Raw genomic sequence first — 23,849 nt, 5'->3', positions numbered from 1 at the left:
TATCGTGGCATGGAGGAGATCGCGGCGTCGCAGTGTTGTGTCCTCATCGATTTTGTGCCCGAACGATTGTATCGTTTGCCGCTGCGATCAAATCGGCTATCGAAGCTGGAACATGACCCAAATCGTCGACTACCCTCGCGGCTACCGAAGTGCGCGGCTTTGTGTGCGAGCCATTGACGTAGATCCCACCTGGGCTCGTTTGCATCGCTCTCGCGTCAGTTCGGTTGACAAGAGGAAGCTGCGCGTAGCGATGGATGTTTGACGCGCGCCCGATCTTTGGGCCGTTCGCGGCGGAATGGGCTACACTGAACACGTTCAGTGAACATGTTCGGAGGCGTGATGGCGGGTGCGCGGGATACTGCCCGGCGGGAGACCGAGACGAGGGTGCTTGCCGCATCGGACGCTCTGTTTCGGGAGCGAGGGTTCGCGGACACGACGATTCGCGATATCGCGGCCGCGGCGGGTGTGAGTGCCGGAACCGTCATTGCGGTCGGTGACAAGAGCGGGCTGCTTGTGGCGATCTTCGACCGTCTCATCGAGGCCGAGCATCGGAAGCGGTCGTGCGCGCTGTCCACGGGCTCGGCGCTGGATCGGATCGTCGCCTTGCAGGAGTCGTTCGTCGATGTATTCGCGGATCGAGCCGAGCTGGCCCGAGCGTATGCGTCGATCCTCGTTGCCGGGAGTCACGCTTCGACGGTGTTCACTCAACTCGCCGCAACGCTCATCACCGAGTTTCGTGAAGTGCTTGGTCCCGGCAGCGACGCACTTGCTCGCGCACTGCACCGGGCCTACCTGGGCACGCTGTTCCTCTGGGCTGCGAGCGGCAGCGATGACGCGGTGGCCCTCAAAGAAGACTTGCGCAACACGATGTCCGCGCTGTGCCCGCCCGATAAGGAGAACCCGTGATCCTGCTGCCCCATTTCTGGTGGGCGCCCGCCGCCCTCGCTGTCGTACTGGTGGCGGAAGCGGCGCTTTCGATCCGGCCGCCAGCGTTCATTCGCGACTGTTTGAACGGGGTGAGACTTCCCCAGGAGTGGTGGTGGACCCTCATCGTCGTCAAGGCCCTCGCGAGTGCGGGGCTCATCGTGGGCATTTGGACTCCCGGGGTGGGGATCGCCGCGAACACCGGAGTCGTCGCCTACTTCCTGTGCGCCGCCGCCGCGCACATCAAGGCACGTTTCCTCGGACGGGCGTTCTGGATCAACTGCCTCGGTATGCTCGCCCTCACCGGGGTCGCACTCATCGCCTCCTACGCACGGTGACGGCCCCGCCACCGTGGCGGAACCGCGGTGCGGCCTGGGACGTCGGGGCCTGGGCGCTCAGGGCCTCGGTGGCGTTTGGATGGGCGATGCCGCTTCGGCGGAACCGTCCGACCGGGGCAAAGTCGCTCAGAGAGGGTGCGCCACGGTGACTCCACCGTGGCGCACGGCCGGATCGCCCGCATCCGGGTGACCACCCGTTTCGGGCTCGGTGGTGGCACGGATGCGGGCGGGGCGCTCCTGGGCGATGATTGTCCGCATGTGTTTTCGTGTTGTGATCGTCGATGACCACGCGCGATTCCGCGCACAGATGGCCGAATTGCTCCGTCTGGAGCGGTTCTCGGTGGTCGGCGCTGCGGAGACCGGAGCCGGTGGCGTCGAGCTGAGTCGGCGCCTCACGCCCGATCTGGTGCTGCTGGATGTCGCTCTCCCGGACGCGAACGGCTTCGACCTCGTCGGCGCTGTGCAGGCCACCGGAGCCGCTGTCGTCCTCACGTCCAGCAGGTCGCGCCACGACTACGGGACGCGCATCACAGACAGCGGTGCGGACGGGTTCATCGGCAAGGCTGAGCTGACGGGTGAGGCGATCCGAGGCCTGCTAAAGTAAGCGCGTGGTGGGAGTGAACTGGGAATCCCGCCCGCCTCGGGTCGCGGTCGCCGACGACGCGGTACTGCTGCGCGAGGGCATCGGCCAGATCCTGCGCGCGGGCGGAGTGGAGGTGGTCGCCTCCGTCGACACGGCGGGGCAGCTGCTCGACGTGGTCGCGCGGGACGGCGCCCTCGATGCCGTTGTCCTCGACATCCGCATGCCGCCGACCCACAGCGACGAAGGTCTGCGCGCGCTCGAAGATCTGTGGGCCTCCGGTTCGGAGGTGGGCGTGCTGCTGCTCTCGATGTACACCACCGCCGCGTACGCATTCCGCGCTATGAGCGCCGGCAGCGGAACCGGATATCTGCTGAAGGACCGCGTCGCGGACGCCGGCGCCCTCGTGAACGCCGTGCGCGCTGTCGCTGCCGGCGGCTCCGTCGTCGACCCGGAGGTCGTGCAGCTGCTCGTCGCCGCGCGCTCGTCGGAGGTGTCGCTGGATGCGCTCTCCGCCCGCGAGCGCGACGTCCTCCGGCTCATGGCCGAGGGCCGCTCGAACGCGGGGATCGCTTCGGACCTGCATCTCAGTCTGCGCACCGTCGAGTCGCACATCGGCCGCATCATGGTGAAACTCGGCATCGAGGACTCCGCGGAGGGCCACCGTCGCGTGCTCGCCGTTCTGCGCTTCTTCCGCCAGGGCGCCTGAACCGTGGCCACTGCGCGCCTCTGGCTCCGTGCATTCGCGGTCGTCGCCGCCATCGCCGCCAATGTCCTCGCCCAGGTGCTGAGCGCCGCCTGGGGGGACTACGGTCCGCGACCCTACGGCATCGGCTGGGCGCTGGTGTTCGTCGCCGTAGCCCTCGACTACGCGGTCTGCGCGATCATCGCGTGGCGCGCGGTGCGGAACCCGCTCCCGGGCTGGCTGATGGTCGCTGCCGCTTTGTTCTGGTCGGCGGGCGCCTGGTGTCCGCTGGCCCGCGGTATCGGCTGGCTGTGGCCGCTGCTGTCGGGGGCGACGGACCTGTGGGCGGTGCTGGTCGGCGTCCTGGTGCTCTCCTATCCGGCCGGAAAGATCCTCTCCACGTTCGACCGGGCTGTCGTTCTCGTGGTGTCGGCGGCCTTCCTGGCGCGCTTCGCAGGCATCCTCCTGTTCAGTTCGCCAGCCTCGTCCGCTTGCGGCTGCGTCGCGAACAGCTATGCGGTCCTGCCGAGCCCCGATGCCGTCTACGGGCTGGGCATCGCCTGGCGGATCATCGGGCTGGGGCTGATGCTCACCGTTGTGGTGCGGCTCGCCGCGCGCTGGTTCGCGAGCTCGCTCCCGGCCCGGCGGGTGTCGTTCGTGATGCCGCTGGCCTGCTGCTCTGGTGCTACGGGACGATTCAGGACTCGCTGAGCTTCGCGATCGGCTGGGACGGCGGCTGGCTGCAGTTCGTCCCGCCGGTGGCGATCGCCTTCATCCCGCCGGTCTTCGGCGGCGGTGTCTTCTATGTCCGTGGCCTCCGCTCCCGGGTGGCGGATCTCGTCATCGTCGCGCGCGACAAAGTGGACAGATCGCTTTGGGAGTCGAGCCTGGCCGCCGGGCGCTGCACGACAGCTCGCTGCGTGTGTTCTGGTGGGAGGAGAAGTGGCGCGGCTACGCGACCAGCGACGGGGAGCCGGCGCCGGCTGCGACGGAGAGCCGCCCGGGCCGCTCGACCCTGGCGATCGACTCCGACCAGGGACCCATCGCGCTGATCGAGCACGATATCGCGCTGAGCCAGGATGACCGGCTGCTGGACGCGGTCTCCTCGGCGCTGCTGCTCTCCGTCGACAACGACCGGTTGCGGGATCGGCTGGAGCAGACCATCCAGGAGCTGCGTGAGTCCCGCCTGCGCATCGTCGAGGAGCAGTATCTCGCGCGGCGGCGGCTGGAGCGCGATCTGCACGATGGCTCGCAGCAGCAGCTGGTCTCGCTCGCGATCGGCCTGCGCATCGCGACGGGCAAGGCGCAGAGCGCGGGGGAGGCGGAACTCGTCGCGGACCTGGAACAGGCGTCCGCGCAGCTCTCCGACGCACTGCGGGAGCTCCGGGAGCTGGCGCGCGGCATCCACCCCACCGTCCTGACCGACGGTGACCTCCGTTCGGCGCTCCTCGAACTCGCGCAGCGCAGCCCTCTGCCGGTCGAGGTGGACGTCGAGCTGCTCGAAAGACTGCCGACGGTCATCGAGGAGACGATATACTATTGCGTCTCGGAGTGCCTGGCCAACGCAGCCAAGCACGCGCAGGCGCGCACCTACTCCATCGTGGTGAAGCGGGATCGGGATGCGGTCGCGATCACGGTGAAGGACGACGGCCGCGGCGGTGCGAGGATCGAGGCCGGCGGCGGGCTCGAGGGCCTGCGTGACCGGGTGGAGACCGTCGGCGGGCGCGTGGAGGTGTACTCGGAGGCCGGGCTCGGGACGATTGTGGAGCTGCTCATCCCCGTGCCAGCGTGATCACTTGCCGCTTGCGGCCTTCGCGGCATAGGTCTGGTCGCCGAGCACGAACGCGCTCCAGCCACCGCCGCAGTCGCTCGCCTTTTCGGGCAGGCCGCTGATCGGCCACCAGCTGTCCTGGACCTTCGGCTTGGGCATCGCCGTCTCGGCCTTGCAGGTTCCTGCGAGGACGTGCGTCGGCGAGGTGTAGGTGAGGATGGTCTCACCCGTGTTGGTGTCGTAGTCCACGCGGATCACGGTCGCGTCGCCCGGTACGAAGCCGGGCGAGCCGAATCTCGCCGTGCCCGCCGCTTCGAAGTCCTTGGCGGTGTCGAAGATGGCCGACTGGACGTGCGGGGCGAACATCGACACGACCGAGCAGCCCGAGAGGGCGATCAGGACGGGGACGGTGGACGCCGCGATGGCGACTCGGCGAGCACGGGGCACAGCTGACTCCTGAGTGACGATGACGATCCTGCCAGTCAACACCATTCACCTGAGTGCAAGCGTCGATCGCGAGGATGACGCTCCGAAAGCGGGTTCCGGTCAGGGGCGGTGCCGGGCGTTCCGCAGGTCCACACGGTAGGCAGGGCCGCCCACGCCGAGCAGGGGTGTGGCCTCTGCCCGATAGTGCTCCAGGGCGCTGTGCCCGTGGTTCGCGGCGGGATGGCCGCTCGCGCGGACGACGCGCCACCACGGCACCTCGCCGCCGAAGTGGGCCATCACCTGCCCGACAAGGCGGGCGGCGCGCGATCCCAGCACGGCGGCGACATCCCCGTAGGTAATCACGCGACCGGGAGGGATGCCGCCCACAGCGGCCAGGACACGGGAGGCGAAATCGCCCTGCTCCCCATCCGGGGCTCCGGGCTCAGAGTTCGAGGGCACCGATCGTCTCACCGTACTGCGTCTCGCCGAAAGACTGGAAGCCGCTGCGCAGGAAGAACTGCTCGGGGCCCTGCTCGCCGGCCTCCCAGATCACAGAGAGGCGCTGGTGGCCACGTCGACGGGCCTCGTCGGCCAGCGCGAGCACCGCGAAGGTGCCGACGCCGCGGCCCTGCTCGCCGGCCTCCACGTTGATGCGCCAGAGGATCGCCCGGAACTCCTCGTGCTGGGCATGAGGGTTGAAGTCGCCCATGATGAAGCCGACGACATTGTCGCCGTCGAGCACGACGCGCTGCCAGGAGGTGCTGGGGTCGGCGACAGCGGCCTCAGCCGAGTAGGAAACCGGAGCGATGAACTGCTCCTGGCCCGGCTTCAATGTGAGCGCGTTCGCCGCAACCACGGTCCGCGCGCTCAACTCTTCCAGTCTCAACTCAGCCATAAACGAAAGGGTAACGTGCGAGGCGATACTGGCATAGTCGAGTCCGGCCGCCGGAGGCCGGGAGGCAATTTGTCTCGATGTCAAGATAGTTACGCGGCTCAGGTAAGCTTTCTGCGGCTGAAAACGGCAGAGAAGCAGGAGAACCAGTGGACAAGATCAAGGTTGAAGGAACGGTCGTCGAGCTCGATGGCGACGAGATGACCCGCATCATCTGGAAGGCGATCAAGGACTCGCTCATCCACCCGTACCTCGACATCGACCTCGAGTACTACGACCTCGGCATCCAGAAGCGCGACGAGACCGACGACCAGATCACGATCGACGCCGCACACGCCATCCAGAAGCACGGCGTCGGCGTCAAATGCGCCACGATCACCCCGGACGAGGCGCGCGTCGAGGAGTTCGGCCTCAAGAAGATGTGGAAGAGCCCGAACGGCACCATCCGCAACATCCTCGGCGGCGTGGTGTTCCGCGAGCCGATCATCATCTCCAACATCCCGCGGCTCGTCCCCGGCTGGAACAAGCCGATCATCATCGGCCGCCACGCCTTCGGCGACCAGTACCGCGCCACCGATTTTACCTTCGACGGCCCGGGCACCCTCACCCTCAGCTTCCAGCCGAGCGACGGCGGAGAGGCCAAGAGCGTCGAGGTGTACCAGGCGCCGGGCGCCGGTGTCGCACTGGCCATGTACAACCAGGACGAATCCATCCGCGACTTCGCCCGGGCCTCTTTCACCTACGGGCTGGACCGGCAGTATCCGGTGTACCTCTCGACCAAGAACACCATCCTGAAGGCCTACGATGGCCGGTTCAAAGACCTGTTCCAGGAGGTCTTCGACACTGAGTACAAGGAGAAGTTCGACGCGGCCGGGCTCACCTATGAGCACCGTCTCATCGACGACATGGTGGCCTCCAGCCTCAAATGGGAGGGCGGCTACGTCTGGGCGTGCAAGAACTACGACGGCGATGTCCAGTCCGACACGGTGGCCCAGGGGTTCGGCTCGCTCGGTCTGATGACCTCGGTCCTGACCACGCCGGACGGCAAGGTCGTCGAGGCGGAGGCCGCGCACGGAACGGTGACCCGCCACTACCGCCAGCACCAGCAGGGCAAGCCGACCTCCACCAACCCGATCGCCTCGATCTTCGCCTGGACGCGCGGGCTCGCGCACCGGGGCAAACTCGACGGCAACCAGCAGCTCATCGACTTCACCCACACTCTCGAAGATGTCGTGGTGAAGACGGTCGAGCAGGGCAAGATGACCAAGGATCTCGCCCTCCTGGTCGGCCCGGAGCAGGCGTTCCTGACGACGGAGGAGTTCCTCGAGGCGATCAGTGCGAACCTCAAGGCGCTCCTGGGCTGAGCCCGCGGTCGTGCCCGAGCGGCCCGGTGGACCGAGAGCCACCGGGCCGCTCGCTGGTGGCGCACCTGCGGCCCGTCCCCGCTCCGCTCGCCGTTCGCGGCTGCGGTGACCGCGATCAAGGCTACGCTGAATGAAGGCATCGCCGCAGCGGTGCTGGTCTTCGCGCTGACCGTCGCTGCCGACACCGTGGTGATCGGCGGCGTCAGCCCTTCGGGGACCGGCGGCTCTGCGATGTCCACGAGGTGCTCGATAGCGGGGCGGGACGGTCTTCCGTTCCTCGCCTCGCTGGCGCTGTCGCGCCGTATCAGCCTCGTCCCCGAAAGAACACCTGTCGCCGCGCTCGAAGCGGTGCTCGGAGGAGGAACAGTTGGCTGAAGTCGTCGTCGTCCCGGATAAGGACGCAGCAGGAGAGCTCGCAGCGGAGTCCATTCTCGACCTGATTTCGCACAAGCCGGACGCCGTTCTCGGTCTGGCCACCGGGTCCACTCCGCTGCCGGTCCTACCGGGCCCTCGCGCGCCGCGTGGGCGAGCGGGGGGTGGACGTCTCCCACGTACGCGGCTACGCACTGGACGAGTACGTCGGGTTGGAGGCCGGGCATCCCGAGTCGTACCGCGCGGTGATCACCCGCGAGGTCGTGGAACCGCTCGGGCTCACCCCCTCGCTCATCCATGTGCCCAACGGCGCTGTCGATGGCATCGAGCACGCGGGCGCCGACTACGAGCGGGCGATCGCCGAGTCCGGCGGGGTGGACGTGCAGATCCTTGGTATCGGCACTGACGGCCACATCGGCTTCAACGAGCCCGGCTCCTCGTTCGCCTCGATCACGCGCGTGAAGACCCTGACCGAGCAGACGCGCAAGGACAATTCGCGCTTCTTCCCCTCTGAGGACGATGTTCCGATGCACTGCGTCACGCAGGGGTTGTCGACCATTCTGAAGGCGCGGCATCTGCTGCTGCTGGCTTTCGGCGAGGGCAAGGCCGAGGCTGTGGCCGGGGCCGTCGAGGGGCCGGTGTCGGCGTCGAATCCGGGCTCCGCCATTCAGCTGCCCCCGCATGTCACCGTGCTGGTGGACGAGGCGGCCGCCTCGCGGCTGAGGAACATCGCCTATTACCGCTACGCGTACGATCACAAGCCGAGCTGGCAGAGGCTGTAGCGAAGCGGCGGTGAGAGGGGCATCCAGCCGGGTGGGGCTGGATGCCCTTTTGCTGTCTCCGGGTACTTCAGTGGCTTTTCAGTGTACTTAGCGTTCCACTCAATTCGGACCGTGTGATCGCTCTCCTGGCCGGTGCCTCCTAGCCTGAAAGGAGCGAAAATCTCGCTCTCGGGAGAGGAAACGACGGTGTCTCTGCAACGAACCGCCCAGGCTCTGAGCGACCTGGTCGCCACTGAACTCAACACGGATGTCACAGCAGGGTCCTCAGTGCCGCTCCACGAAGTCACCTGTCTCGGCGTGATCGCCGTCGTCGCGGCGACGGCGATGGATATCGCGGCCTACGATGTGGCCTCGGGCGCGGCCGCCCTGGCCGTGACAACGCTCTCCGTCTAGGCCGGGAGGCGTCGAATCATGGGGAGATCGCGCAAGACACTGCGAGTGTTTCGTGGGCGCGCATCCAAAACAGCCTTCCTGAGCCGGGGGACTGCCCTCCGCATCGCGGAGTGCCTCAGCGCTGTGACTGTGCTCACGAGTGTCGCCGAATATCTGGTGAACCCGGGAGATCGTCGTCGCGGTGGGCTCAACGCGTGGGAGACGCTGCGGCAGGAGCAGCGCCGTATCCTGCCGCCGGTCCTCTTCCGGCTGGTCGATGTCGTGTCCGGCCGGGGTGTCAGCCTCGCTCTCACGCTGTTCCGGGGCGCCGCCTCGATGGCTGTGCTCTCGGGTCGCGTCAGCACGCGCGCAACGGGCGCCCTGCACCTCGGGTCGGCGATCGCCCAGATGCTCCTGGGCCCGAGGACCCGGCGTGGCTCGGACGGTTCGGATCAGGCGGTGCTGCAGACGACGCTCGCCGTCGGCGCCGCTCGGGCCATCGGCACGCCCCGAGCGGCCGACATCGCCCTGACCCACCTGGCTCTCCAGGCGACGCTCGCCTACCAGGCCTCCGGGTGGGCCAAAATCCCCAACCCGGACTGGGGATCCGGGAAAGCCCTCACCGGTGTCATGCGGACCCGCGCCTACGGCGACCGGGGACTCTGGCGGGTGCTGCACGCGCATCCCGGACTGGCCCGGACGCTGAGCCGCGGGATGCTCGGCTTCGAGTGCGCATTCGCGCTGGTGCTTCTCCGGTGTCCTCCCGTGACCTGGCTGTTCACGCTGATCGCGGCGGGCTTCCATATCGCCGTGGGAGCCACGATGGGGCTCGGGCGCTTCGTGACCGCCTTCCCCGCCATGCTGGTCGCGGTCCCGTACGTCTTCGGGTCACGACGCCGCAGCGCCCAAGACCGGTCGGTGCCGCTTCTGCTGGCCGGCGCGATCGCGGCGGGGGTGACCGCCGGGGCGGTGAGCGCTGGATGGCACGAACGTCGCTGGCGCGACGAGCGGAGCCTGCTCAAGCGGTCTCCCACGTCCGCCGGGACCACGGTCAGCTTCAGCGAGCGCCGCTCCTCCGGGCCCGGCGAGGTCTGCTTCGTCCTCTTCCCCGGTCTCGGATCGCTCCACCACGATCTCACCCGGTGGGCGTCCCTGCTGTCGAGCGGTGGGCGTGTGATCGTCCTCGCCGATGCGCTTGGCGGCCAGAGTCTCTCCGCTGGGGGGATCGAGGCGGTGTTGCGTGGTTTGTGCGACTTCGTTTCGGCGCTCCCGGGGCGGGTGGTGCTTGTGGGGCACTCGCTCGGGGCCTGTGTCGCCGGTTCGGTGGCCGCTCGTGTGCCGGGATCGGTCTCGGAACTCATCCGGGTCGATCCGACCGATCCCGCTGTGGTGGACACCGATCCGCGGACGAACCCGACTCTGAAGTCTATGCATCTTCTCCCCGCGACGCTGCTCCTCAGCGGCGGTCTGCTCTTCACCCGGCCGGGATGGGTCGCGGGGCTTCCCGGCCCGGCCGGTAGCCGCTCCTGGGACGCGCAACGGACCCCGTCGTGGTGGCGGCGGACGGCGGCCCTCTGGCGCCTGATCCTCGAGGACTGGGCGGCGAACGGCGTCCCCGGGCCTGTCGAGGCCACCGGGGTCGATATCTGGTCGCAGCTTGTCTCCGCGCAGCTGCCCGCAGACGAGCCCTGCGAGAACGGGCGTGTCGGCCTGGCGGTGCGGGGGTGCGACCACCATTCCATCCTGAGCTCGCGTGAGCACGCCGAGACGGTGGCGGCGCTCATCCTCGAACACGTGGAGGCGTCCGCATGAGGCCGGCTGCGGGGGCCGCGGCCCGCTGGTCTTTCTCTGCGGCGTCCTGCGCGCTGCTGCTGCTCACTCTGCTGCGCCAGCATCCCAAACCGCTCCGTCCGGCTTCTGCCGCGAACGCGGGCGCTTCGGCCCCTCCTCGACGAAATCGTGCCCGATTGGCGCTTCTTCGCCCCCCGGCCGATGACGACGGATGTCCTGCTGTTCGCGCGAACGCTCGATGTCGCCGGCGAGACGTCTCCCTGGGTCCCGCTCACCCGCTATCCGCGACGGTCCGCCACCCAACTGCTCTTCTTCCCCGACCGGCGGCGCAGCAAAGCCCTGCTGGATGTGACGAACCTGTTCCTGAATCAGCTGGCCGCGAACCCTGGCGCAGTCGAGCGGCTGCCCATGTACCGTCTCCTCGCCGATCGCGCCCGCGTGCTCCTGGAGCCGTTCGACGCCGGTGTCCTCGGCTTCCAGTTCTGCGTGGTGAAGGACAACGGCCACGAAGGGGGCGATATCGACATTCCGTTCATATCGGGATACCTCTCCCTCGCTGCAGAGCGTAGCGAGACGGATGAAGAAAAATGAGTGGCCTTTCAGAGCACTTAGCGTTCCACTCGATTCCGGCCGTGCGATCGCTCCCCTTGTCGGTGCCTTCCTAGCGTGAAGGTGGCGAAAATCTCGCTGCTAGGGGAAAGGAAACGACGATGTCTCTGCAAAAGACCGCCCAGACCCTGAACGATAGGGTCACCACTGAAATTGACCCGGATGCGACAGCCAGTACCTCGGTGCTGCACCGCGAAAACACTTGTATCGGAGTGGTGACGATCATCGTGGGGGCAGCGGCGGACGTCGCAGCCTTCGATGTCGCCACGGGCGCCTCCGCCCTGGCCGCGACGGCGCTCGCCATCTAGTCGGGGGGGACCTCGGACCGTGGCGAGATCGCGCAAGATGTTGCGAGCGTTTCGTGGGCGCGCAGCGGCGGAATCGAGCGGCTGCCCATGTACCGTCTCCGCGCCGATCGCGCCTCTACCTCGCCGCAGAACGCAGCGAGACGAATGAAGAAAGAAGATGAAATGAAAAGAAACATGACTATGAGCCAGACCGCTGAGACAGTGAATGGCGTCTTGAGTTCGCGGCTCGAAACGACGACACCAGCGGGATGCTCCCGGTCTCAGAGCGAGATCACTTGTTTGTCGGTTGCTGCGGTCATGGCCTACGCCGCATTTCTGGGCGCCGAGGCAACGGTGGACGTCGCGGTGGGGTCGGCGGCCGTGGCGGCCACCGCTCTAGCGGTATGAGGGACAGGCTTTCGATATAGCCGCCACAGGTAACTTCTGGGCCTCACAGCGCACCACTGCTCACAGTTCTCCGGCCGCGGAGAACTAATCTGGATACGCGCCCGCAAAACACTCGCAGCGTCTTACACGATCTCCCCATGATTCGACGCCTCCCGACTAACCGGCGACTGTTGTCGCGGCCGCGATGACCGCAGCATCGGCGATGTCGATAGCGGCGAAGTCCCCTGCTGCCTCCGCGGCGGCGATGGCGACGATGATCACTGCAAAACACGTGCTCTCCCGATGCGATAGTGCGAAGCTGGAGGTCGATCCCGTATCGAGTCCGGCGGCGGTCCGGTTGTTCACGATCTGGGTGGTTCGTTGCAAAGACACCGTCGTTTCCTCTCTGAGGAGCGAGATTTTCGCTACCTTCACGCTAGGAAGGCGCCGGCCAGGCGAGCGGTCACAGGGCCTGAATTGAGCAGAGCTCTAAGTAGTCGGAAAAGCTTTGGAGTGGGAGAAGAAGGTGTTGCGGCGGCGGCGTAGCTGTCGCAGGCGAGCCTGCCGGGAAGATGATGCGCCCGCTCGTGACAGGCTCGCTCAATCGGGGATTCCCGTGACGGCGGCGTGCCGGGTCCTGAAGCTCTCCCGTCAGCCCTGCTGCCGGTGGCTGAACGCCGGGGCCGAGTGTGGGTTCTGTCCGCCGGTGCGGCCTCGGGTGCGCTCGGACATGAGGGTGTGCTCGAACATCGCCTATTACCGCTACGCGTACGATCACAAGCCGAGCTGGCAGAGGCTGTAGCGAAGCGGCGGTGAGAGGGGCATCCAGCCGGGTGGGGCTGGATGCCCTTTTGCTGTCTCCGGGTACTTCAGTGGCTTTTCAGTGTACTTAGCGTTCCACTCAATTCGGACCGTGTGATCGCTCTCCTGGCCGGTGCCTCCTAGCCTGAAAGGAGCGAAAATCTCGCTCTCGGGAGAGGAAACGACGGTGTCTCTGCAACGAACCGCCCAGGCTCTGAGCGACCTGGTCGCCACTGAACTCAACACGGATGTCACAGCAGGGTCCTCAGTGCCGCTCCACGAAGTCACCTGTCTCGGCGTGATCGCCGTCGTCGCGGCGACGGCGATGGATATCGCGGCCTACGATGTGGCCTCGGGCGCGGCCGCCCTGGCCGTGACAACGCTCTCCGTCTAGGCCGGGAGGCGTCGAATCATGGGGAGATCGCGCAAGACGCTTGAGGACGGATGTCCTGCTGTTCGCGCGAACGCTCGACGTCGCCGGCGAGACGTCCCGTTCTGCCTGGTGAAGGACAACGGCCACGAAGGGGGCGATATCGACATCCCGTTCACATCGGGATACCTCTCCCTCGCTGCAGAGCGCAGCGAGGCTGATGAAGAAGGAGATGAGAGGAATGAATCTCATAGCAGACACTCAGGCTCGGCTCGCGGAGACCACCGCGAACGAGCCGCTCGAACCCGAGACGCTTTCGGCCTTCGCCCGGCGACCGGGTGAGACGACCTGCGCGGCGATCTTCGTCGCGGCGACCGTGGAACTGGTGATCCCGGCCGCCGTCGAAGTGGCGGCGGCGGATATCGCGGTGACCGCGGCCGCCACCGCCTTGGCGGTGTGACGACCGTGGTTCCTCAGACCAGAGAGACGCTGTCCTGACCGCCCCTCACCGGAAATCGCGCCGGCCGTTGATCACACCGCTGACCGTCGCGATGAGGGCGAACGCACCCGCCACGATCGGCTGGCCGAGACCGAGCCAGGCGAACGCGGACGCGCCCATGACGACCAGTTCGACGAGCGCCTTCGCGAACGGGTCGACCCGCAGCACGGCCTGGGGGGAGCGGAACAGCGCCCACAGCAGAATGGCGAGAGCCGGCGCGCCGAGGCCGATCGCGATGTTCCACGGCAACGGCCACACGAGGGAACCCCAGCTGCCGAGCGACACGATCGCGAACACCTCCAGCACGAAACGGAGGATGTCGTTCGGCCCGACGCTGTGGTGCTCGGCGCTCTCCTGGGGTGTTGCGGTCACGGGACCAGTGTACTCAGCGGAAGATGATCGTCCGTGCCCCGTCGAGCAGCACCCTGTCCTCGGCGAACCACTTGACAGCCTGGGTGAGCGTGCGGCTCTCCTCGTCCTGGCCGATGGCGACCAGCTCCGGGACGCTACTCGCGTGGTCCACCCGGACCACGTTCTGTTCGATGATCGGCCCCTCGTCGAGGTCGCTGGTGACGAAGTGCGCCGTCGCCCCGATCAGCTTCACACCCCGCGCGTGCGCCTGGCGGTAGGGGTTCGCGCCCTTGAACCCGGGAAGGAAGGAGTGGTGGATGTTGATCGCCCGGCCCGCGAGCCGCTCGCACAGTTCCGGCGACAGGATCTGCATGTAGCGGGCGAGGACGACCAGCTCGATGCCGTGCTCCTCGACGGCGGCCAGCGTCCGCTCCTCGAACGCGGCCTTCGAGGCCGGGTCGGTGACCGGGGCGGACTCGAAGGGGACGCCGTAGAAGCCGGCGAGGTCGCGCAGTGTTCCATGATTCGACAGCACCAGCGGGATCTCGACGGGCAGATGGCCCGCGCGCTGGCGGAACAGTAGGTCGTTCAGGCAGTGTGCGGCCGTGGAGACCAGCACGAGTGTGCGCAGTGGCCGCCCGACGTTGTCGACGCGGTGCGACATCCCGAACTGTGTCACGATCGGGGCGAGCGCCCGCTCGAACTCCTCTCGGTCGGCGGCGGACTCGACCTGCAGCCGCATGAAGAAGCGGCCGGTGTCGGTGCTCGCGAACTGCTGGCTCTCGGTGATGTTCCCGCGCGCCGCGACGATCGCGCCGCTCACCGCATGCACGATGCCGGGCCGGTCGGCGCAGCTGAAGGTGAGAACCCAGTGGTTGGGGTGTGTGGCGGGCGCGGGTGAGTCCATCCGATCAGGGTATCCCGACGTCCGGTGCGCCGTGCAGAGGAAGCGGCGTATGATCAGCGCGTCCGGGGAAGCCCCGCCCGCGTCACATCGGCGGCCTCCCGGTCCGGCGCCGGGCCGAAGCGGCCCGGAACGATTCAGCGGACCGGGCGCAAAGGACGTGCCCGTGACCTGTTCCGGCGGTGGTCCGCCGCCACCGTCTCCGTGTCCGGGCGGAGCTCGCGGTTCTTAACTGCCCCGGTCCGGCCTCTCCCTCTGGCAGACGGCGCCTGCGCGTCACTCACCGGCGCGCACTGGCGCGCGTTCTCGAGGGGATGACCCTCTCTGCGCCTCTCATCGAGGCTGGCGGCTGCCGTTCCCCGATCCCGGCGGTGTAAACTGGACGCGGTCGGCTGACTCAGCCGGCCCTGGGCGCGCACACAGGCGCGAAGCCGGACGGTGGCGGGCCGCCGTCCGCCGGACAGAGACTCATGACCGCGCCACCCCCGCCTTCATCTTCCTCACCGCCCTGCCCCGCGTTCCCCTGGGCCGGGCTCATCGCGCTCGCCGTCGCCGTTTTCCTCTCGGTCACCAGCGAGATGATCCCCACCGGTCTGCTGCCGGACATGAGCGCGTCGCTCGGCGTCAGCGAGGCGCAGATCGGCCTCCTGGTCAGTGTCTTCGCTTTCACCGTCGTGGTGTCGAGCCCGCCGCTCACCGTGCTCACCCGGCGCTGGCCCCGGCACGGGATGATCGTCGGCGTCCTCGTCGTCCTCGCCGTCGCGAACGCCCTCACCGCGTTCGCGCCCGACTACGCCTGGGTGGTCGTCGCGCGCGTTTTCGGCGGCCTCGGGCACGGGATGTTCTGGTCGGTCGTCGGCGCGTACGCCGGTCACCTCGTTCCGCACCGGCAGATCGGCCGCGCCGTCGCAATCACCCTGAGCGGCGGAACGCTCGCCTTCGTCTTCGGCGTCCCGCTGGGAACCTTCGCCGGGCACCTGCTCGGGTGGCAGCTCACATTCGGCACGCTCGCACTGCTCATGCTGGCGGGCGCCCTCCTCATCGCCAAGCTTCTGCCGGCGGTCGAGCGGGACGCGGGGGAACCCGGCCGCGACCGGTCACAGCCGCGGGCCCGCGACCGCAGCGTCCCGGTGGTGCTCATGATCTGCCTCATCGCCGCGGTCACTATGATCGGGCACTATGGGTTCTACACCTTCGTCGTGCCGTTCCTCACCGGACCGATGGAGGTGCCGCCGGGGGATGTCGGAGCGCTGCTGTTCCTCTTCGGCATCGCTGGAGCCGGCGGCCTGCTGCTCGCCGCTTCCGTGCTCGGGCGCAGTCCGCAGCGGGGAGTCCTGCTCGGGCTCGCGGTGACGGGGGTCGCGGTCGCCGTGCTCGCGGCGTTCGCGTCCTTGCCCGTGCTCGGGATCGGCGCGTTCGTTCTGTGGGGGCTCGCCTTCGGCTCCCTCCCGCCGCTGCTGCAGACCCGGCTCCTGCACACCTCGAGCGCGCGCTTCCGCGACACCGCCTCCGCGCTGTACACGAGTTCCTTCAACATCGGCATCGGCGGCGGTGCGCTCGTCGGTTCGCTGATCTTCGACGCTGGCGGGCTCGGGCTGCTCCCCGTTTTCTACATAGGAGTCCTGGTCGTGTCCGTGGTCCTGGTCGTCGTCATGGGACGGATGTCGGCGGCGCTCAGCCGAGTGTGATGGTGATCGGCGTCTCGGCGAGCACTCCGTGGCGCCCGTCCGCCGTGTAGGCGAACCCGATCCGGTGCTCGCCCGGGCTCCGCCACTCGTACAGGGCGGCGAACACGCCGTCGCTGCCGATCCTCCCGGTGTGGCCGCTCAGCTTTCCGTCTGCGTAGAGGGCGATCTCCCTCCCCGGAACACCCGCCACGCTCACCGAGAGCACCGTGCCACTGGCTTCGGCGGCGACGGAGGGCACCGCGATCTGGCCGCTGACCGTCTCGCTGGCCGCCGAGACACCGCCCGATGAGCCGGTCGAGCGCGCGCTGATCGCGAAGGACGCACCGGTGCCGAGCGGGTCGGTTCCCCAGCGGCCGTCGTCCCCCGCGGCGACCGTGGCGAGCAGCGACCCGCGATCGAAGACCTCGACGGTCGCGCCCGGCTCCGCTGTCCCGGAGACGATCGGGAGCAGGTAGCCCGAGCCGGTGTCGACGGCGATCGTGGGTGCGAGGGGCCGGCGAGCGACCACGACCTCGATCGGGACCGGGGCGGAGGCCGCGCCCGAGACGACCTGCACCAGGGTGAGCGCCCAGGTGCCGTTCGCCAGCCGGTCGATCGGGAAGGCGGCGGCCCACGACCCGCCGGGAGAGGCGGTCGTGGTCCCGAGGAGGATGTCGCCGCACCGGAGTTCGACGGTGGCGCCGGGGACGGCGGTTCCGGCCAAGTCCAGCTCGAACGCCGTGGCGGTCATCCTGGTGGCCGAGCCGAGGGAGAGCGGGCCCGGGCGGGCGGCGATCGGCGCCGTCGCGGGATCCGCCGCCGGCGTCTCCGCGGGAGCGGGGAGCGGGGCCGCTGCGGGCGGCGTCGCGGGGGCGGGGGTCTCGGCCGTCGGCTCAGCGGGGGCGGCAGGCTCGTTCGCCGGCTCCGGCTCACGGGGCCGCGGTGCGCTGGGCTTCTGTGCGGCGGGCGGCTGTGAGGTCTCCGCGGCGACCGGTGCTTCGGCGAAGAGTTCCGGGCCGAGAATGAGGGCTCCGGCCAGGGCGGCGGCGAGCAGCGCGCCGCCCGCCGCGAGACCGGCGATCGTCACACCGGACCCGGCAGCGCCGCTGGTCGTGCCCGCGCTGGTCGTGCCTGTGCCGGCCGTCGTCCCCCAGGTCACTGATTTGGGTAGCGCCGCCCCCGCCGAACCGAGCGCGTAGGCCACCGCGTTCGCTCCGGTCTGCGCCCACGCGGTGTACGCGGCTGTCCCGCCGACGCCGACCGCCAGCGGGAGCAGCACCAGCGCCAGCCGGCTGCCGGCGTCTTTCGCTTCTTCGGCGACGATGGCGCAGCGGGCGCAGTCCGCCAGATGGGACTCGATCTTGGCGGTGTCGCGTTTGCCGAGGCCGTTCCGTGCGTAGGCGCCGAGGCGGTCCGTGGCCCAGCGGCACTCGGAGTCTTCCGGGCTGCTCGCGATGTGGGCCTGCACCCACGCCTGCCGCAGCCCTTCGCGGGCCCGGTAGGCGAGCGCGGCGACGGCGCTGGCCGACATTCTGAGCAAGGGGGCGACGGCGGCCGGCTTCATGGCCTCGACCTCGCAATACCAGAGCACCTCCTGCCAGCGCGAGGGGAGCGAACGGAAGGCCTGGGCTGTCAGCGAGCGGTCCAGCTCGGCGAGCGCATGGTCCTCGTCGAAGGCGGGATCTGCGAGGGCTGCGGCGTCGTCGATGGGCGTCTCGCGGGCTGTGCAACGACCTCAGGTGGAGGCGACATTGCGGACGGTCGTGAAGAGGTAGGCCCGGAAGGATCCGATGGGTCCGTGGCCGCGGGAGAGGGCGTGGAAGATCTTGGTGTACGCCTCTGCGACGAGATCGTCGGCGTCGATGCTCGTGAAGCTGCGTGCGATCGTCCGGCCCGCCCGGGCATGCCGGCGCCAGAGCTCCCCGAAGGCCGTGCTGTTGCCCGAACGGGTGCGGTCCACCAGATCGGCGTCGGAGAGATCGGTCACAGAGGGCATCCATCGATTCTGCCCGATCGACGTATGAGATGTTCGAAATCCATAATTTCAGACGGGGTAAAGAAAATTCGCACAAGTCGCGTCATGGATGGGGAGGTCGATGGTCCCTTATCGTGTGGCGCGCTCCGCGGAGCGGATCGCCACGGTGTGTGACCGGCGACCCGAGCGCCGATCACACCGGGGGAGGTTCGGGGGCCGGGTTCGCGGAGAACCCGGCCCCCGAACCCGCGCCGAGCCCCGTCAGGACCGCGCGACCGGCGAACCGGCCGCCCACACCTGCACCACCCGGAAACCGTCGTCCAGCAGCACCGCGTCCGCGGCGAACCCGGGGGCGAGGCGGCCGAACTCGTCCCCGCGGCCGATGGCCGTGGCGGGCGTCTCGGTGAGGGCGAGCACGGCGTGCTCGACACCGATCCCCACTTCCATCACGGCCCGGCGCAGAGCGTCGTCCAGCGTCAGCGTCGAACCCGCGATCGAGCCGCCCTCGGCCAGCCGGGCGACGCTGCCGCGCACCTCGACCGCGAGCGAGCCGAGCAGATAGTCCCCGTCCGCTGACCCGGCGGCGGCCATCGCGTCTGTGATCAGGGCGATGCGGCCGGGAGCCGATGCGAACAGCACCCGCACGACCTCAGGGTGTACATGCGTGCCGTCGTTGATGACCTCGAGCGTCACGCCCGGGGTGCGTGTCGCCGCCGCCACGGGGCCGGGCGCACGGTGGTGCAGGCCATCCATCGCGTTGAAGGCGTGGGTCAGTATGCGGGCGCCCGCCTCGAACGCCGCCAGGGTCTGCCCGTAGTCGGCGGCGGTGTGCCCGACCGCGACAGCGGTGCCGGCTTCCGCGAAGGCGCGCACGGCCGCCATCCCGCCGGGGAGCTCCGGCGCGATCGTGATCTGCCGCAGGGTGCCGCCGGCGGCGTCGAGCAGCAGTGCGATGTCGTCGCCGGTCGCCGAGCGGAGGAGTCCGGGGTCGTGCGCGCCTTTGTGCCCTGCGTCGAGGAACGGACCCTCCAGGTGCGAGCCCAGGACGCGCGGGTCGTTCGCCGCGAGCTCCCGCACACCGCGGAGGCTCTCCGCCAGCTGCGGAACCGGAGCGGTCACGAGCGAAATAACAGCACGGGTCGTCCCGTGCCGGCTGTGGAGGACGAGCGCCGCACGGATCGCGTCGGGGCCGTCGTCGAAGCTCGCGCCCTCGCCTCCGTGGCTGTGGATGTCGACGAAGCCGGGTGTCAGCCAGCTGCCGTCGGCGTCGGTGACGATCGCCTCCGGGTCGCCCGCGACTGCGGCACGCCAGGTGTCACCGGCCCCGATCTCGGCGATTTTGTCGTCCGCGAAGCGGACCCAGCCGGCGTGCGTGATGCGGCCCTCGCTGACGAGGCGGGCTGAGTGGATGAGGTGAGTGGACATCCCCACAACCTACGCGACGCGCGCTGAGTGCCTTTCCTTGTGGCTTAAGCGACGATGACATCGACGCCGTGCTCCGTGAAGGCGGCTCGCTGCTCGCCGGTGATGCCGTCGTCGGTGATGAGCGTCGTCAGAACCGTGGGCCCGCCGAGGGTCGCGAACGCCGTCCGGCCGATCTTTCGGGAGTCGGCCACGATCACCGCTCGCGCCGCCCGCCGGGCCATCAGCGAGTTCACGCTCGCTTCGCCCTCGTCGTGGACGGTCGCGCCGACGACCGGGTCGATCCCGTTCACACCGATGAACGCGATGTCCAGGGTGATCTTCTCCAGCACGACATCGCTGTACGGCCCGACCAGTTCGTACGAGCGGGCATGCACGACACCGCCGGTGACGACGGTCTTGATGTGCGGCCGCATTACCAGCTGCGCCGCGATGTTGATGGCGTTCGTCACGACCGTCAGCGTGGGATGCGGCGACGGCTCCATGAGGTCCGGCCGTGATCCCAGCACGGTTGCGACGGCGGTGCTCGTCGTCCCGCCGCACAAGCCCACCACCGCGCCGCGTGGAACGAGCGCGCTCGCCGCCTGGGCGATCCGCAGTTTCTCCGGTGTGCGCTGTTGGCGCTTGTAGCGGATCGGGAGGTCGTACGCGACCGATTGCCCGACCGCTCCGCCGCGCGTGCGCGTCAGCAGCCGCTGCGAGGCGAGCGCGTCCAGGTCGCGCCGCGCGGTCGCCGCCGAGACATCGAGCTTCGCCACGATGTCCTCGACCTCGATCTGACCGGAGCCGGCCAGCAGGTCGAGCACGGCGGTGAGCCGCTCCGCCCGGTTCATGACGCCGTTTCCTTCGTCCGGTCCCTCTCCTCCACGGCGCTCGCCGTCACATCGAACAGCCGCATCAGCCGGGCCGCCTCCGCCGTCATCGCCGTGCGCCCCTCGCGCAGGTACGTCCGTGAGTCGACTGTGCCGGGATTCGCGGCGAGGTGCCCGCGGACCCCTGCGGTGAACGAGCGGTTCAGATGGGTGGAGACGTTGACCTTGGTGATGCCCGCCCGGATCGCCGCTTCGATCGTCTCGTCCGCGGCGCCGCTCGACCCGTGCAGCACGAGCGGAACCGGCACGGCCTGCCGGAGAGCGGCCACCAGGCCCAGGTCGAGCCGGGCGGTCCGCTCCGTCATGGCGTGCGAGCTGCCGACCGCAACGGCGAGCGAGTCGACCCCGGTCTCGGTGACGAAGCGCTGCGCCTCGTCCGGTTCTGTGCGCACACCGGGAGCGTGTACACCGTCCTTGCCGCCGATCTCGCCGAGTTCGGCCTCGACCGAAACCTCGTTCGCGTGGGCGTGCTCGACGACGCGCACGGTCGCCGCCACATTCCGTTCATACGCCAGTGCCGCTCCGTCGAACATCACCGAGCCGAAGCCGAGGTCGATCGCGCGCCGCGTCAGCTCCTCATCCTCCGCATGGTCCAGGTGAACGGCCGCGGACGCCGACGATCCCGCCGCGGCCGCGAGGGTCGCCGCCTCGATCGGCTCCAGCGAACCGTGGTACTTCACGCAGTTCTGCGAGATCTGCAGCACGATCGGCAGCCCCGTCTCCTCCGCGGCGGCGAGCAGCGCCTCGGCCGTTTCCAGATGGATGACGTTGAACGCGGCCAGCCCGGTGCGGTGGGCGACGGCTCTGCGCAGCAGGTCGAGCGTCGGGACGAGGGGCATGGGGACTCCGATCGGTCAGGCGGGGACGAGGCGGGCCTCGAACTCCGCATAGGCGGGATCGAGCTCGCCCGCGAGCGGGGCGAGGACGGCGGCGGACCAGGCGGCCGCGCGTCGCAGCAGGACGAGCGGATCGTCCTCGCCGGCCGCGAGCGCCGTAGCGACGGCTGCAACGGCGGCGTCACCCGCGCCGGTCGCATTGCCGCTGAGCGGTTCGGGCAGGCGCACGCCGGCGGGTTCGGCCCCGGGACGCACGGCGAGCATTCCGTCGCCGCCGAGCGACACGAGCACCAGACCGGCCCCGGCGTCGAGCAGCAGGCGGGCGCCGGCGACCGGGTCGTCCGTCCCGGCGGCACCGGCCAGCTCGCGGCGATTCGGTTTGAGCACGCTCGCCCCGGCCTCCGCGGCCGCGAGGAGCGAGCGCCCGTCCGCGTCGATCACGCTCGGAATCCGGTGGGCCAGCGCGATCGCGACCAGCTCGGCGTAGATGTCGTCGGGCGCGTCCGGCGGGAGGCTGCCCGAGCCGACGAGGGCGGTCGCGGGCCCAGCGAGCCGGTTTGCGCTCTCCCGGAGCGCGTTCCATTCGGCGGCGGACAGCGCCCCGCCGGTCTCGGCGAGGATCGCGACGGTGGCGCGGGTGGGAGCGGCGACCGGCACCAGCTCGGAGGGGATGCCGCTCGCTTCGAGATCGCCGGCCAGGCGGAGCCCGGACGCGCCGCCCGCCGTCGTGAGCGCGAACGCGGCCACACCGGTCTGGGCGATCACCCGCGCGACGTTCAGGCCCTTGCCCCCGGCCCGCGCAGTCGGGGGAGCGACCCGGTGCGTCTCGCCGGCTTCCAGCGCGGGTACGCGGTAGGTCAGGTCGATCGCGGGGTTCGGCGTGACGGTCAGGATCACAGGGCCGGCTCCCGCGCCGTCTCGGCGAGCAGGTCTCTGGCCCGCAGCGCAGCGCGGATGACCCCGGCGTTCTCGCCGATGCGGGCCGGCAGCAGTGCGGGCCGCCGCTGGAAGGTCAGGATGGTGTCCAGCTTCTCCGCGAGCGGCACGAACAGCGCATCCCCCGCCTGCGAGAGCCCGCCCCCGATGACGATCGCCTCCGGGGCGAGCAGCGCCACCGTGTGCGAGAGGTCGAGAGCGAGCGCGTCGAGGGCGCTCTCCCAGATCCTGGTGGCGGCCGGGTCCCCGGCCTGCGCGCGCTCGAGCACTTCGCGCGCTCCCGGAACGGAGTGACCGGTCAGCGCACTGTACCGGCGCGCGATGGCCGCGGCCGAGGCCACCGCTTCCAGACAGCCGCGTCCGCCGCACGCGCAGTCCGGTCCCTCAGCGACGCGGGAGTGTCCCATCTCGCCCGCCAGCCCTCCGCCGGTGTGCAGGCGGCCGTCCAGGAAGATCGCCCCGGCGATGCCCGTGCCGATCGCCATGACCACGGTGTCGCGGAACGGCGCTGCGGCGCCGAGCCGGTGCTCTGCCTCGCCCGCGCCGCGCACATCGTGGCTGAACGAGACGGGCCCGCCGAGCGCCGCAGAGGCGCGGTCGCGGAACGGGAAGTCCCGCCAGCCGAGGTTCCCGGTGTCGTCGTCCACCTGCCCGGGCACTAGCAGGCCCGCGGCGGCCGGGCGGATGCCCGGGTGCGCGCCCGCGAACCTCGCTGCGAGATCCGCCACGGCCGCGACGACGTCCTCGCCGGTGCGTTCCCCGTCGAGCGGCGTCGGACGCCGTACGACTTCTGCGATCCGGCCCGCCGGGTCGATCAGCGCCGCTTTCATATCGGTGCCGCCGACATCGAACGCGAGGACGGCTTCTCCGTCGCCGAGGGGAGCCGGGGAGGGGAAAGCTGGCTGATTCACGAGGAAAGGATGACGGATCGCGTCAGGTTGCGCGGCCGGTCGGGGTCCAGCCCGGAGCGCCGGGCCCGTTCCAGGGCGACCCGTTGCGCGCGGACGAGGTCGGCCATCCCATCGATGCCGCGGTGCTCGAAATGCGCCCCCGTGGCTGCGACGTCGTCGGCGAGGCCAGCCGGAGCGTCCCCGAACATCCAGGTCACCCGGCCGGGCGCGGCGATCGCGATCGGGCCGTGCCGGTACTCCTTGGCCGGGTACGATTCGGTCCACGACTGGGCTGCTTCGCGCATCTTGAGCGCGGCCTCGTGGGCGAGCCCCACGCTCCACCCGGCGCCGAGGAACGAGTATTGGCCCGCGGTGACGAGGCTTTCGCCGAGCTCTTCCCCGATCACGGCGCTGGCATCGGCGATGATCTCGACGACGCAGAGGGCGAGAGTGGAACACAGTGCGGCGGCGTCGGCGCTGAGGTCCGGCGAGGAGACGGGAAGCTCGCGGCCGCCGGTGTCGCGCGTCGTCGCGGTCTCGCCGCCAGCCGGCGATTCGTCCGCCGAGCCGAGGCCGAGGGACGCTCCGGGTGTGTCCGGACGGTTCCGGGGGTGTGGCATCATGTCGTGGTCCTCTCTCGTGGGCCGTTTGCTGTCGAGCGCGTGGTTCACCCACCCAAACAGCCGGCCGGACAAAGGTACAGAGCGTAAAAGCACAGAAAAGCATGCCTTGCGTTTTTGTCTCGC

At 69.4% G+C, this 23,849-nt stretch carries 30 protein-coding genes and 1 pseudogene; 16 read left to right on the top strand and 15 right to left on the bottom strand.

Annotated features, from left to right (window positions below):
• Nucleotides 1–384: 384 nt before the first annotated feature.
• The gene (locus tag LXX_RS09635) at nucleotides 385–906 is read left to right on the top strand and encodes a TetR/AcrR family transcriptional regulator (protein ID WP_176714729.1); all 522 of its coding nucleotides are present in this window, start codon (nucleotides 385–387) and stop codon (nucleotides 904–906) included.
• Nucleotides 903–1,262 carry a DoxX family protein gene (locus LXX_RS09630; RefSeq protein ID WP_050737907.1) on the top strand — a complete coding sequence of 120 codons (360 nt, stop codon included), beginning with the start codon at nucleotides 903–905 and terminating at the stop codon, nucleotides 1,260–1,262. Before LXX_RS09635 ends, LXX_RS09630 begins: the two co-directional genes overlap by 4 nt.
• A 126-nt stretch (nucleotides 1,263–1,388) precedes the next feature.
• On the opposite strand, the gene LXX_RS16285 is transcribed toward LXX_RS09630, so the two are convergent.
• On the bottom strand, nucleotides 1,389–1,520 hold the full coding sequence (locus LXX_RS16285) for a hypothetical protein (RefSeq protein ID WP_256030478.1): 132 nt from the start codon (nucleotides 1,518–1,520) through the stop codon (nucleotides 1,389–1,391).
• Here LXX_RS16285 and LXX_RS09625 point away from each other — a divergent pair.
• The 4 genes from LXX_RS09625 (at nucleotide 1,519) to LXX_RS15795 (ending at nucleotide 4,319) form a co-directional block, all read left to right on the top strand.
• Complete coding sequence (locus LXX_RS09625; protein ID WP_041767706.1) at nucleotides 1,519–1,866, top strand: response regulator; 348 nt, start codon at nucleotides 1,519–1,521, stop codon at nucleotides 1,864–1,866. The two genes, LXX_RS16285 and LXX_RS09625, sit on opposite strands and share 2 nt — an antisense overlap.
• Nucleotides 1,867–1,870: 4 nt before the next feature.
• Nucleotides 1,871–2,551, top strand: coding sequence for a LuxR C-terminal-related transcriptional regulator (locus LXX_RS09620; RefSeq protein ID WP_223227637.1), 681 nt, complete (start codon nucleotides 1,871–1,873; stop codon nucleotides 2,549–2,551).
• Between the two features lie 3 nt (nucleotides 2,552–2,554).
• On the top strand, nucleotides 2,555–3,238 hold the full coding sequence (locus LXX_RS15800; RefSeq protein ID WP_223227636.1) for a hypothetical protein: 684 nt from the start codon (nucleotides 2,555–2,557) through the stop codon (nucleotides 3,236–3,238).
• A 163-nt stretch (nucleotides 3,239–3,401) separates the two neighbouring features.
• Nucleotides 3,402–4,319 (top strand): sensor histidine kinase, encoded by a 918-nt coding sequence (locus LXX_RS15795; protein WP_223227635.1) that lies wholly within the window; start codon nucleotides 3,402–3,404, stop codon nucleotides 4,317–4,319.
• Here the strand turns inward: LXX_RS15795 and LXX_RS09610 are convergent, their stop codons facing one another.
• The 3 genes from LXX_RS09610 to LXX_RS09600 form a co-directional block, all read right to left on the bottom strand.
• Complete coding sequence (locus tag LXX_RS09610) at nucleotides 4,320–4,745, bottom strand: hypothetical protein (protein ID WP_041767705.1); 426 nt, start codon at nucleotides 4,743–4,745, stop codon at nucleotides 4,320–4,322.
• Between the two features lie 99 nt (nucleotides 4,746–4,844).
• The gene (locus tag LXX_RS09605; protein WP_011186657.1) at nucleotides 4,845–5,183 is read right to left on the bottom strand and encodes an MGMT family protein; all 339 of its coding nucleotides are present in this window, start codon (nucleotides 5,181–5,183) and stop codon (nucleotides 4,845–4,847) included.
• Entirely contained in the window at nucleotides 5,167–5,619 is a 453-nt protein-coding gene (locus tag LXX_RS09600) for a GNAT family N-acetyltransferase (protein WP_011186656.1), read from the bottom strand. The genes LXX_RS09605 and LXX_RS09600 overlap by 17 nt, the downstream gene beginning before the upstream one ends.
• 146 nt (nucleotides 5,620–5,765) lie before the next feature.
• Between LXX_RS09600 and LXX_RS09595 the strand changes: the two genes are divergently transcribed.
• The 7 genes and pseudogenes from LXX_RS09595 (at nucleotide 5,766) to LXX_RS09565 (ending at nucleotide 11,214) form a co-directional block, all read left to right on the top strand.
• Nucleotides 5,766–6,980 carry an NADP-dependent isocitrate dehydrogenase gene (locus LXX_RS09595; RefSeq protein ID WP_011186655.1) on the top strand — a complete coding sequence of 405 codons (1,215 nt, stop codon included), beginning with the start codon at nucleotides 5,766–5,768 and terminating at the stop codon, nucleotides 6,978–6,980.
• Nucleotides 6,981–7,085: 105 nt separating this feature from the next.
• Complete coding sequence (locus LXX_RS09590) at nucleotides 7,086–7,355, top strand: hypothetical protein (RefSeq protein WP_041767704.1); 270 nt, start codon at nucleotides 7,086–7,088, stop codon at nucleotides 7,353–7,355.
• A pseudogene (locus tag LXX_RS09585) lies at nucleotides 7,348–8,134 on the top strand (glucosamine-6-phosphate deaminase). Before LXX_RS09590 ends, LXX_RS09585 begins: the two are co-directional and overlap by 8 nt.
• Before the next feature lie 186 nt (nucleotides 8,135–8,320).
• Nucleotides 8,321–8,527 carry a hypothetical protein gene (locus tag LXX_RS09580; protein WP_041767700.1) on the top strand — a complete coding sequence of 69 codons (207 nt, stop codon included), beginning with the start codon at nucleotides 8,321–8,323 and terminating at the stop codon, nucleotides 8,525–8,527.
• Nucleotides 8,528–8,545: 18 nt separating this feature from the next.
• Nucleotides 8,546–10,318 (top strand): alpha/beta fold hydrolase, encoded by a 1,773-nt coding sequence (locus tag LXX_RS12800; RefSeq protein ID WP_141692748.1) that lies wholly within the window; start codon nucleotides 8,546–8,548, stop codon nucleotides 10,316–10,318.
• A 147-nt stretch (nucleotides 10,319–10,465) separates the two neighbouring features.
• Nucleotides 10,466–10,888, top strand: a complete 423-nt coding sequence (locus LXX_RS09570) for a hypothetical protein (protein WP_011186652.1) — start codon at nucleotides 10,466–10,468, stop codon at nucleotides 10,886–10,888.
• A gap of 119 nt (nucleotides 10,889–11,007) precedes the next feature.
• Complete coding sequence (locus LXX_RS09565) at nucleotides 11,008–11,214, top strand: hypothetical protein (protein ID WP_041767703.1); 207 nt, start codon at nucleotides 11,008–11,010, stop codon at nucleotides 11,212–11,214.
• Nucleotides 11,215–11,757: 543 nt separating this feature from the next.
• On the opposite strand, the gene LXX_RS09555 is transcribed toward LXX_RS09565, so the two are convergent.
• A complete protein-coding gene (locus tag LXX_RS09555; protein ID WP_068981794.1) occupies nucleotides 11,758–11,973 on the bottom strand; it encodes a hypothetical protein in 216 nt (71 codons plus the stop codon).
• 595 nt (nucleotides 11,974–12,568) lie between these two features.
• Between LXX_RS09555 and LXX_RS09550 the strand changes: the two genes are divergently transcribed.
• Together LXX_RS09550 and LXX_RS09545 are read left to right on the top strand one after the other, a co-directional pair.
• A complete protein-coding gene (locus LXX_RS09550) occupies nucleotides 12,569–12,775 on the top strand; it encodes a hypothetical protein (RefSeq protein ID WP_041767700.1) in 207 nt (68 codons plus the stop codon).
• A gap of 217 nt (nucleotides 12,776–12,992) precedes the next feature.
• Complete coding sequence (locus tag LXX_RS09545) at nucleotides 12,993–13,211, top strand: hypothetical protein (protein ID WP_041767699.1); 219 nt, start codon at nucleotides 12,993–12,995, stop codon at nucleotides 13,209–13,211.
• 45 nt (nucleotides 13,212–13,256) lie between these two features.
• Here LXX_RS09545 and LXX_RS09540 read toward each other — a convergent pair whose 3' ends face one another.
• Both LXX_RS09540 and purU read right to left on the bottom strand, forming a co-directional pair.
• On the bottom strand, nucleotides 13,257–13,622 hold the full coding sequence (locus LXX_RS09540; protein WP_011186648.1) for a YrdB family protein: 366 nt from the start codon (nucleotides 13,620–13,622) through the stop codon (nucleotides 13,257–13,259).
• Nucleotides 13,623–13,635: 13 nt separating this feature from the next.
• A complete protein-coding gene (gene purU, locus LXX_RS09535; protein ID WP_011186647.1) occupies nucleotides 13,636–14,508 on the bottom strand; it encodes a formyltetrahydrofolate deformylase in 873 nt (290 codons plus the stop codon).
• 467 nt (nucleotides 14,509–14,975) lie between these two features.
• Between purU and LXX_RS09530 the strand changes: the two genes are divergently transcribed.
• Nucleotides 14,976–16,193 (top strand): MFS transporter, encoded by a 1,218-nt coding sequence (locus tag LXX_RS09530; RefSeq protein ID WP_011186646.1) that lies wholly within the window; start codon nucleotides 14,976–14,978, stop codon nucleotides 16,191–16,193.
• Here the strand turns inward: LXX_RS09530 and LXX_RS12795 are convergent.
• From LXX_RS12795 to LXX_RS15790, 8 genes are all read right to left on the bottom strand, one after another.
• Complete coding sequence (locus LXX_RS12795) at nucleotides 16,180–17,736, bottom strand: zf-HC2 domain-containing protein (RefSeq protein ID WP_050737905.1); 1,557 nt, start codon at nucleotides 17,734–17,736, stop codon at nucleotides 16,180–16,182. The two genes, LXX_RS09530 and LXX_RS12795, sit on opposite strands and share 14 nt — an antisense overlap.
• Nucleotides 17,737–17,907: 171 nt before the next feature.
• On the bottom strand, nucleotides 17,908–18,168 hold the full coding sequence (locus tag LXX_RS12790; protein ID WP_011186644.1) for an RNA polymerase sigma factor: 261 nt from the start codon (nucleotides 18,166–18,168) through the stop codon (nucleotides 17,908–17,910).
• 240 nt (nucleotides 18,169–18,408) lie between these two features.
• Nucleotides 18,409–19,572, bottom strand: a complete 1,164-nt coding sequence (locus LXX_RS09520; protein WP_041767698.1) for an N-acetylglucosamine-6-phosphate deacetylase — start codon at nucleotides 19,570–19,572, stop codon at nucleotides 18,409–18,411.
• Nucleotides 19,573–19,616: 44 nt separating this feature from the next.
• Nucleotides 19,617–20,402, bottom strand: coding sequence for a DeoR/GlpR family DNA-binding transcription regulator (locus LXX_RS09515; protein WP_011186642.1), 786 nt, complete (start codon nucleotides 20,400–20,402; stop codon nucleotides 19,617–19,619).
• Complete coding sequence (locus tag LXX_RS09510) at nucleotides 20,399–21,280, bottom strand: class II fructose-bisphosphate aldolase (RefSeq protein WP_011186641.1); 882 nt, start codon at nucleotides 21,278–21,280, stop codon at nucleotides 20,399–20,401. Before LXX_RS09510 ends, LXX_RS09515 begins: the two co-directional genes overlap by 4 nt.
• Before the next feature lie 15 nt (nucleotides 21,281–21,295).
• Entirely contained in the window at nucleotides 21,296–22,174 is an 879-nt protein-coding gene (locus LXX_RS09505) for a PfkB family carbohydrate kinase (protein ID WP_011186640.1), read from the bottom strand.
• Entirely contained in the window at nucleotides 22,171–23,124 is a 954-nt protein-coding gene (locus LXX_RS14425; RefSeq protein WP_041767697.1) for an ROK family protein, read from the bottom strand. Before LXX_RS14425 ends, LXX_RS09505 begins: the two co-directional genes overlap by 4 nt.
• Entirely contained in the window at nucleotides 23,121–23,726 is a 606-nt protein-coding gene (locus LXX_RS15790; protein ID WP_223227634.1) for an SIS domain-containing protein, read from the bottom strand. The genes LXX_RS14425 and LXX_RS15790 overlap by 4 nt, the downstream gene beginning before the upstream one ends.
• Nucleotides 23,727–23,849: the final 123 nt, after the last annotated feature.

Origin of the sequence: Leifsonia xyli subsp. xyli str. CTCB07 (genome assembly GCF_000007665.1) — a bacterium.
GTDB lineage: Bacteria > Actinomycetota > Actinomycetes > Actinomycetales > Microbacteriaceae > Leifsonia > Leifsonia xyli_C.
The sequence above is the reverse complement of the archived record's forward strand: the minus strand, read 5'-3'. Positions and strand labels throughout refer to the sequence as shown.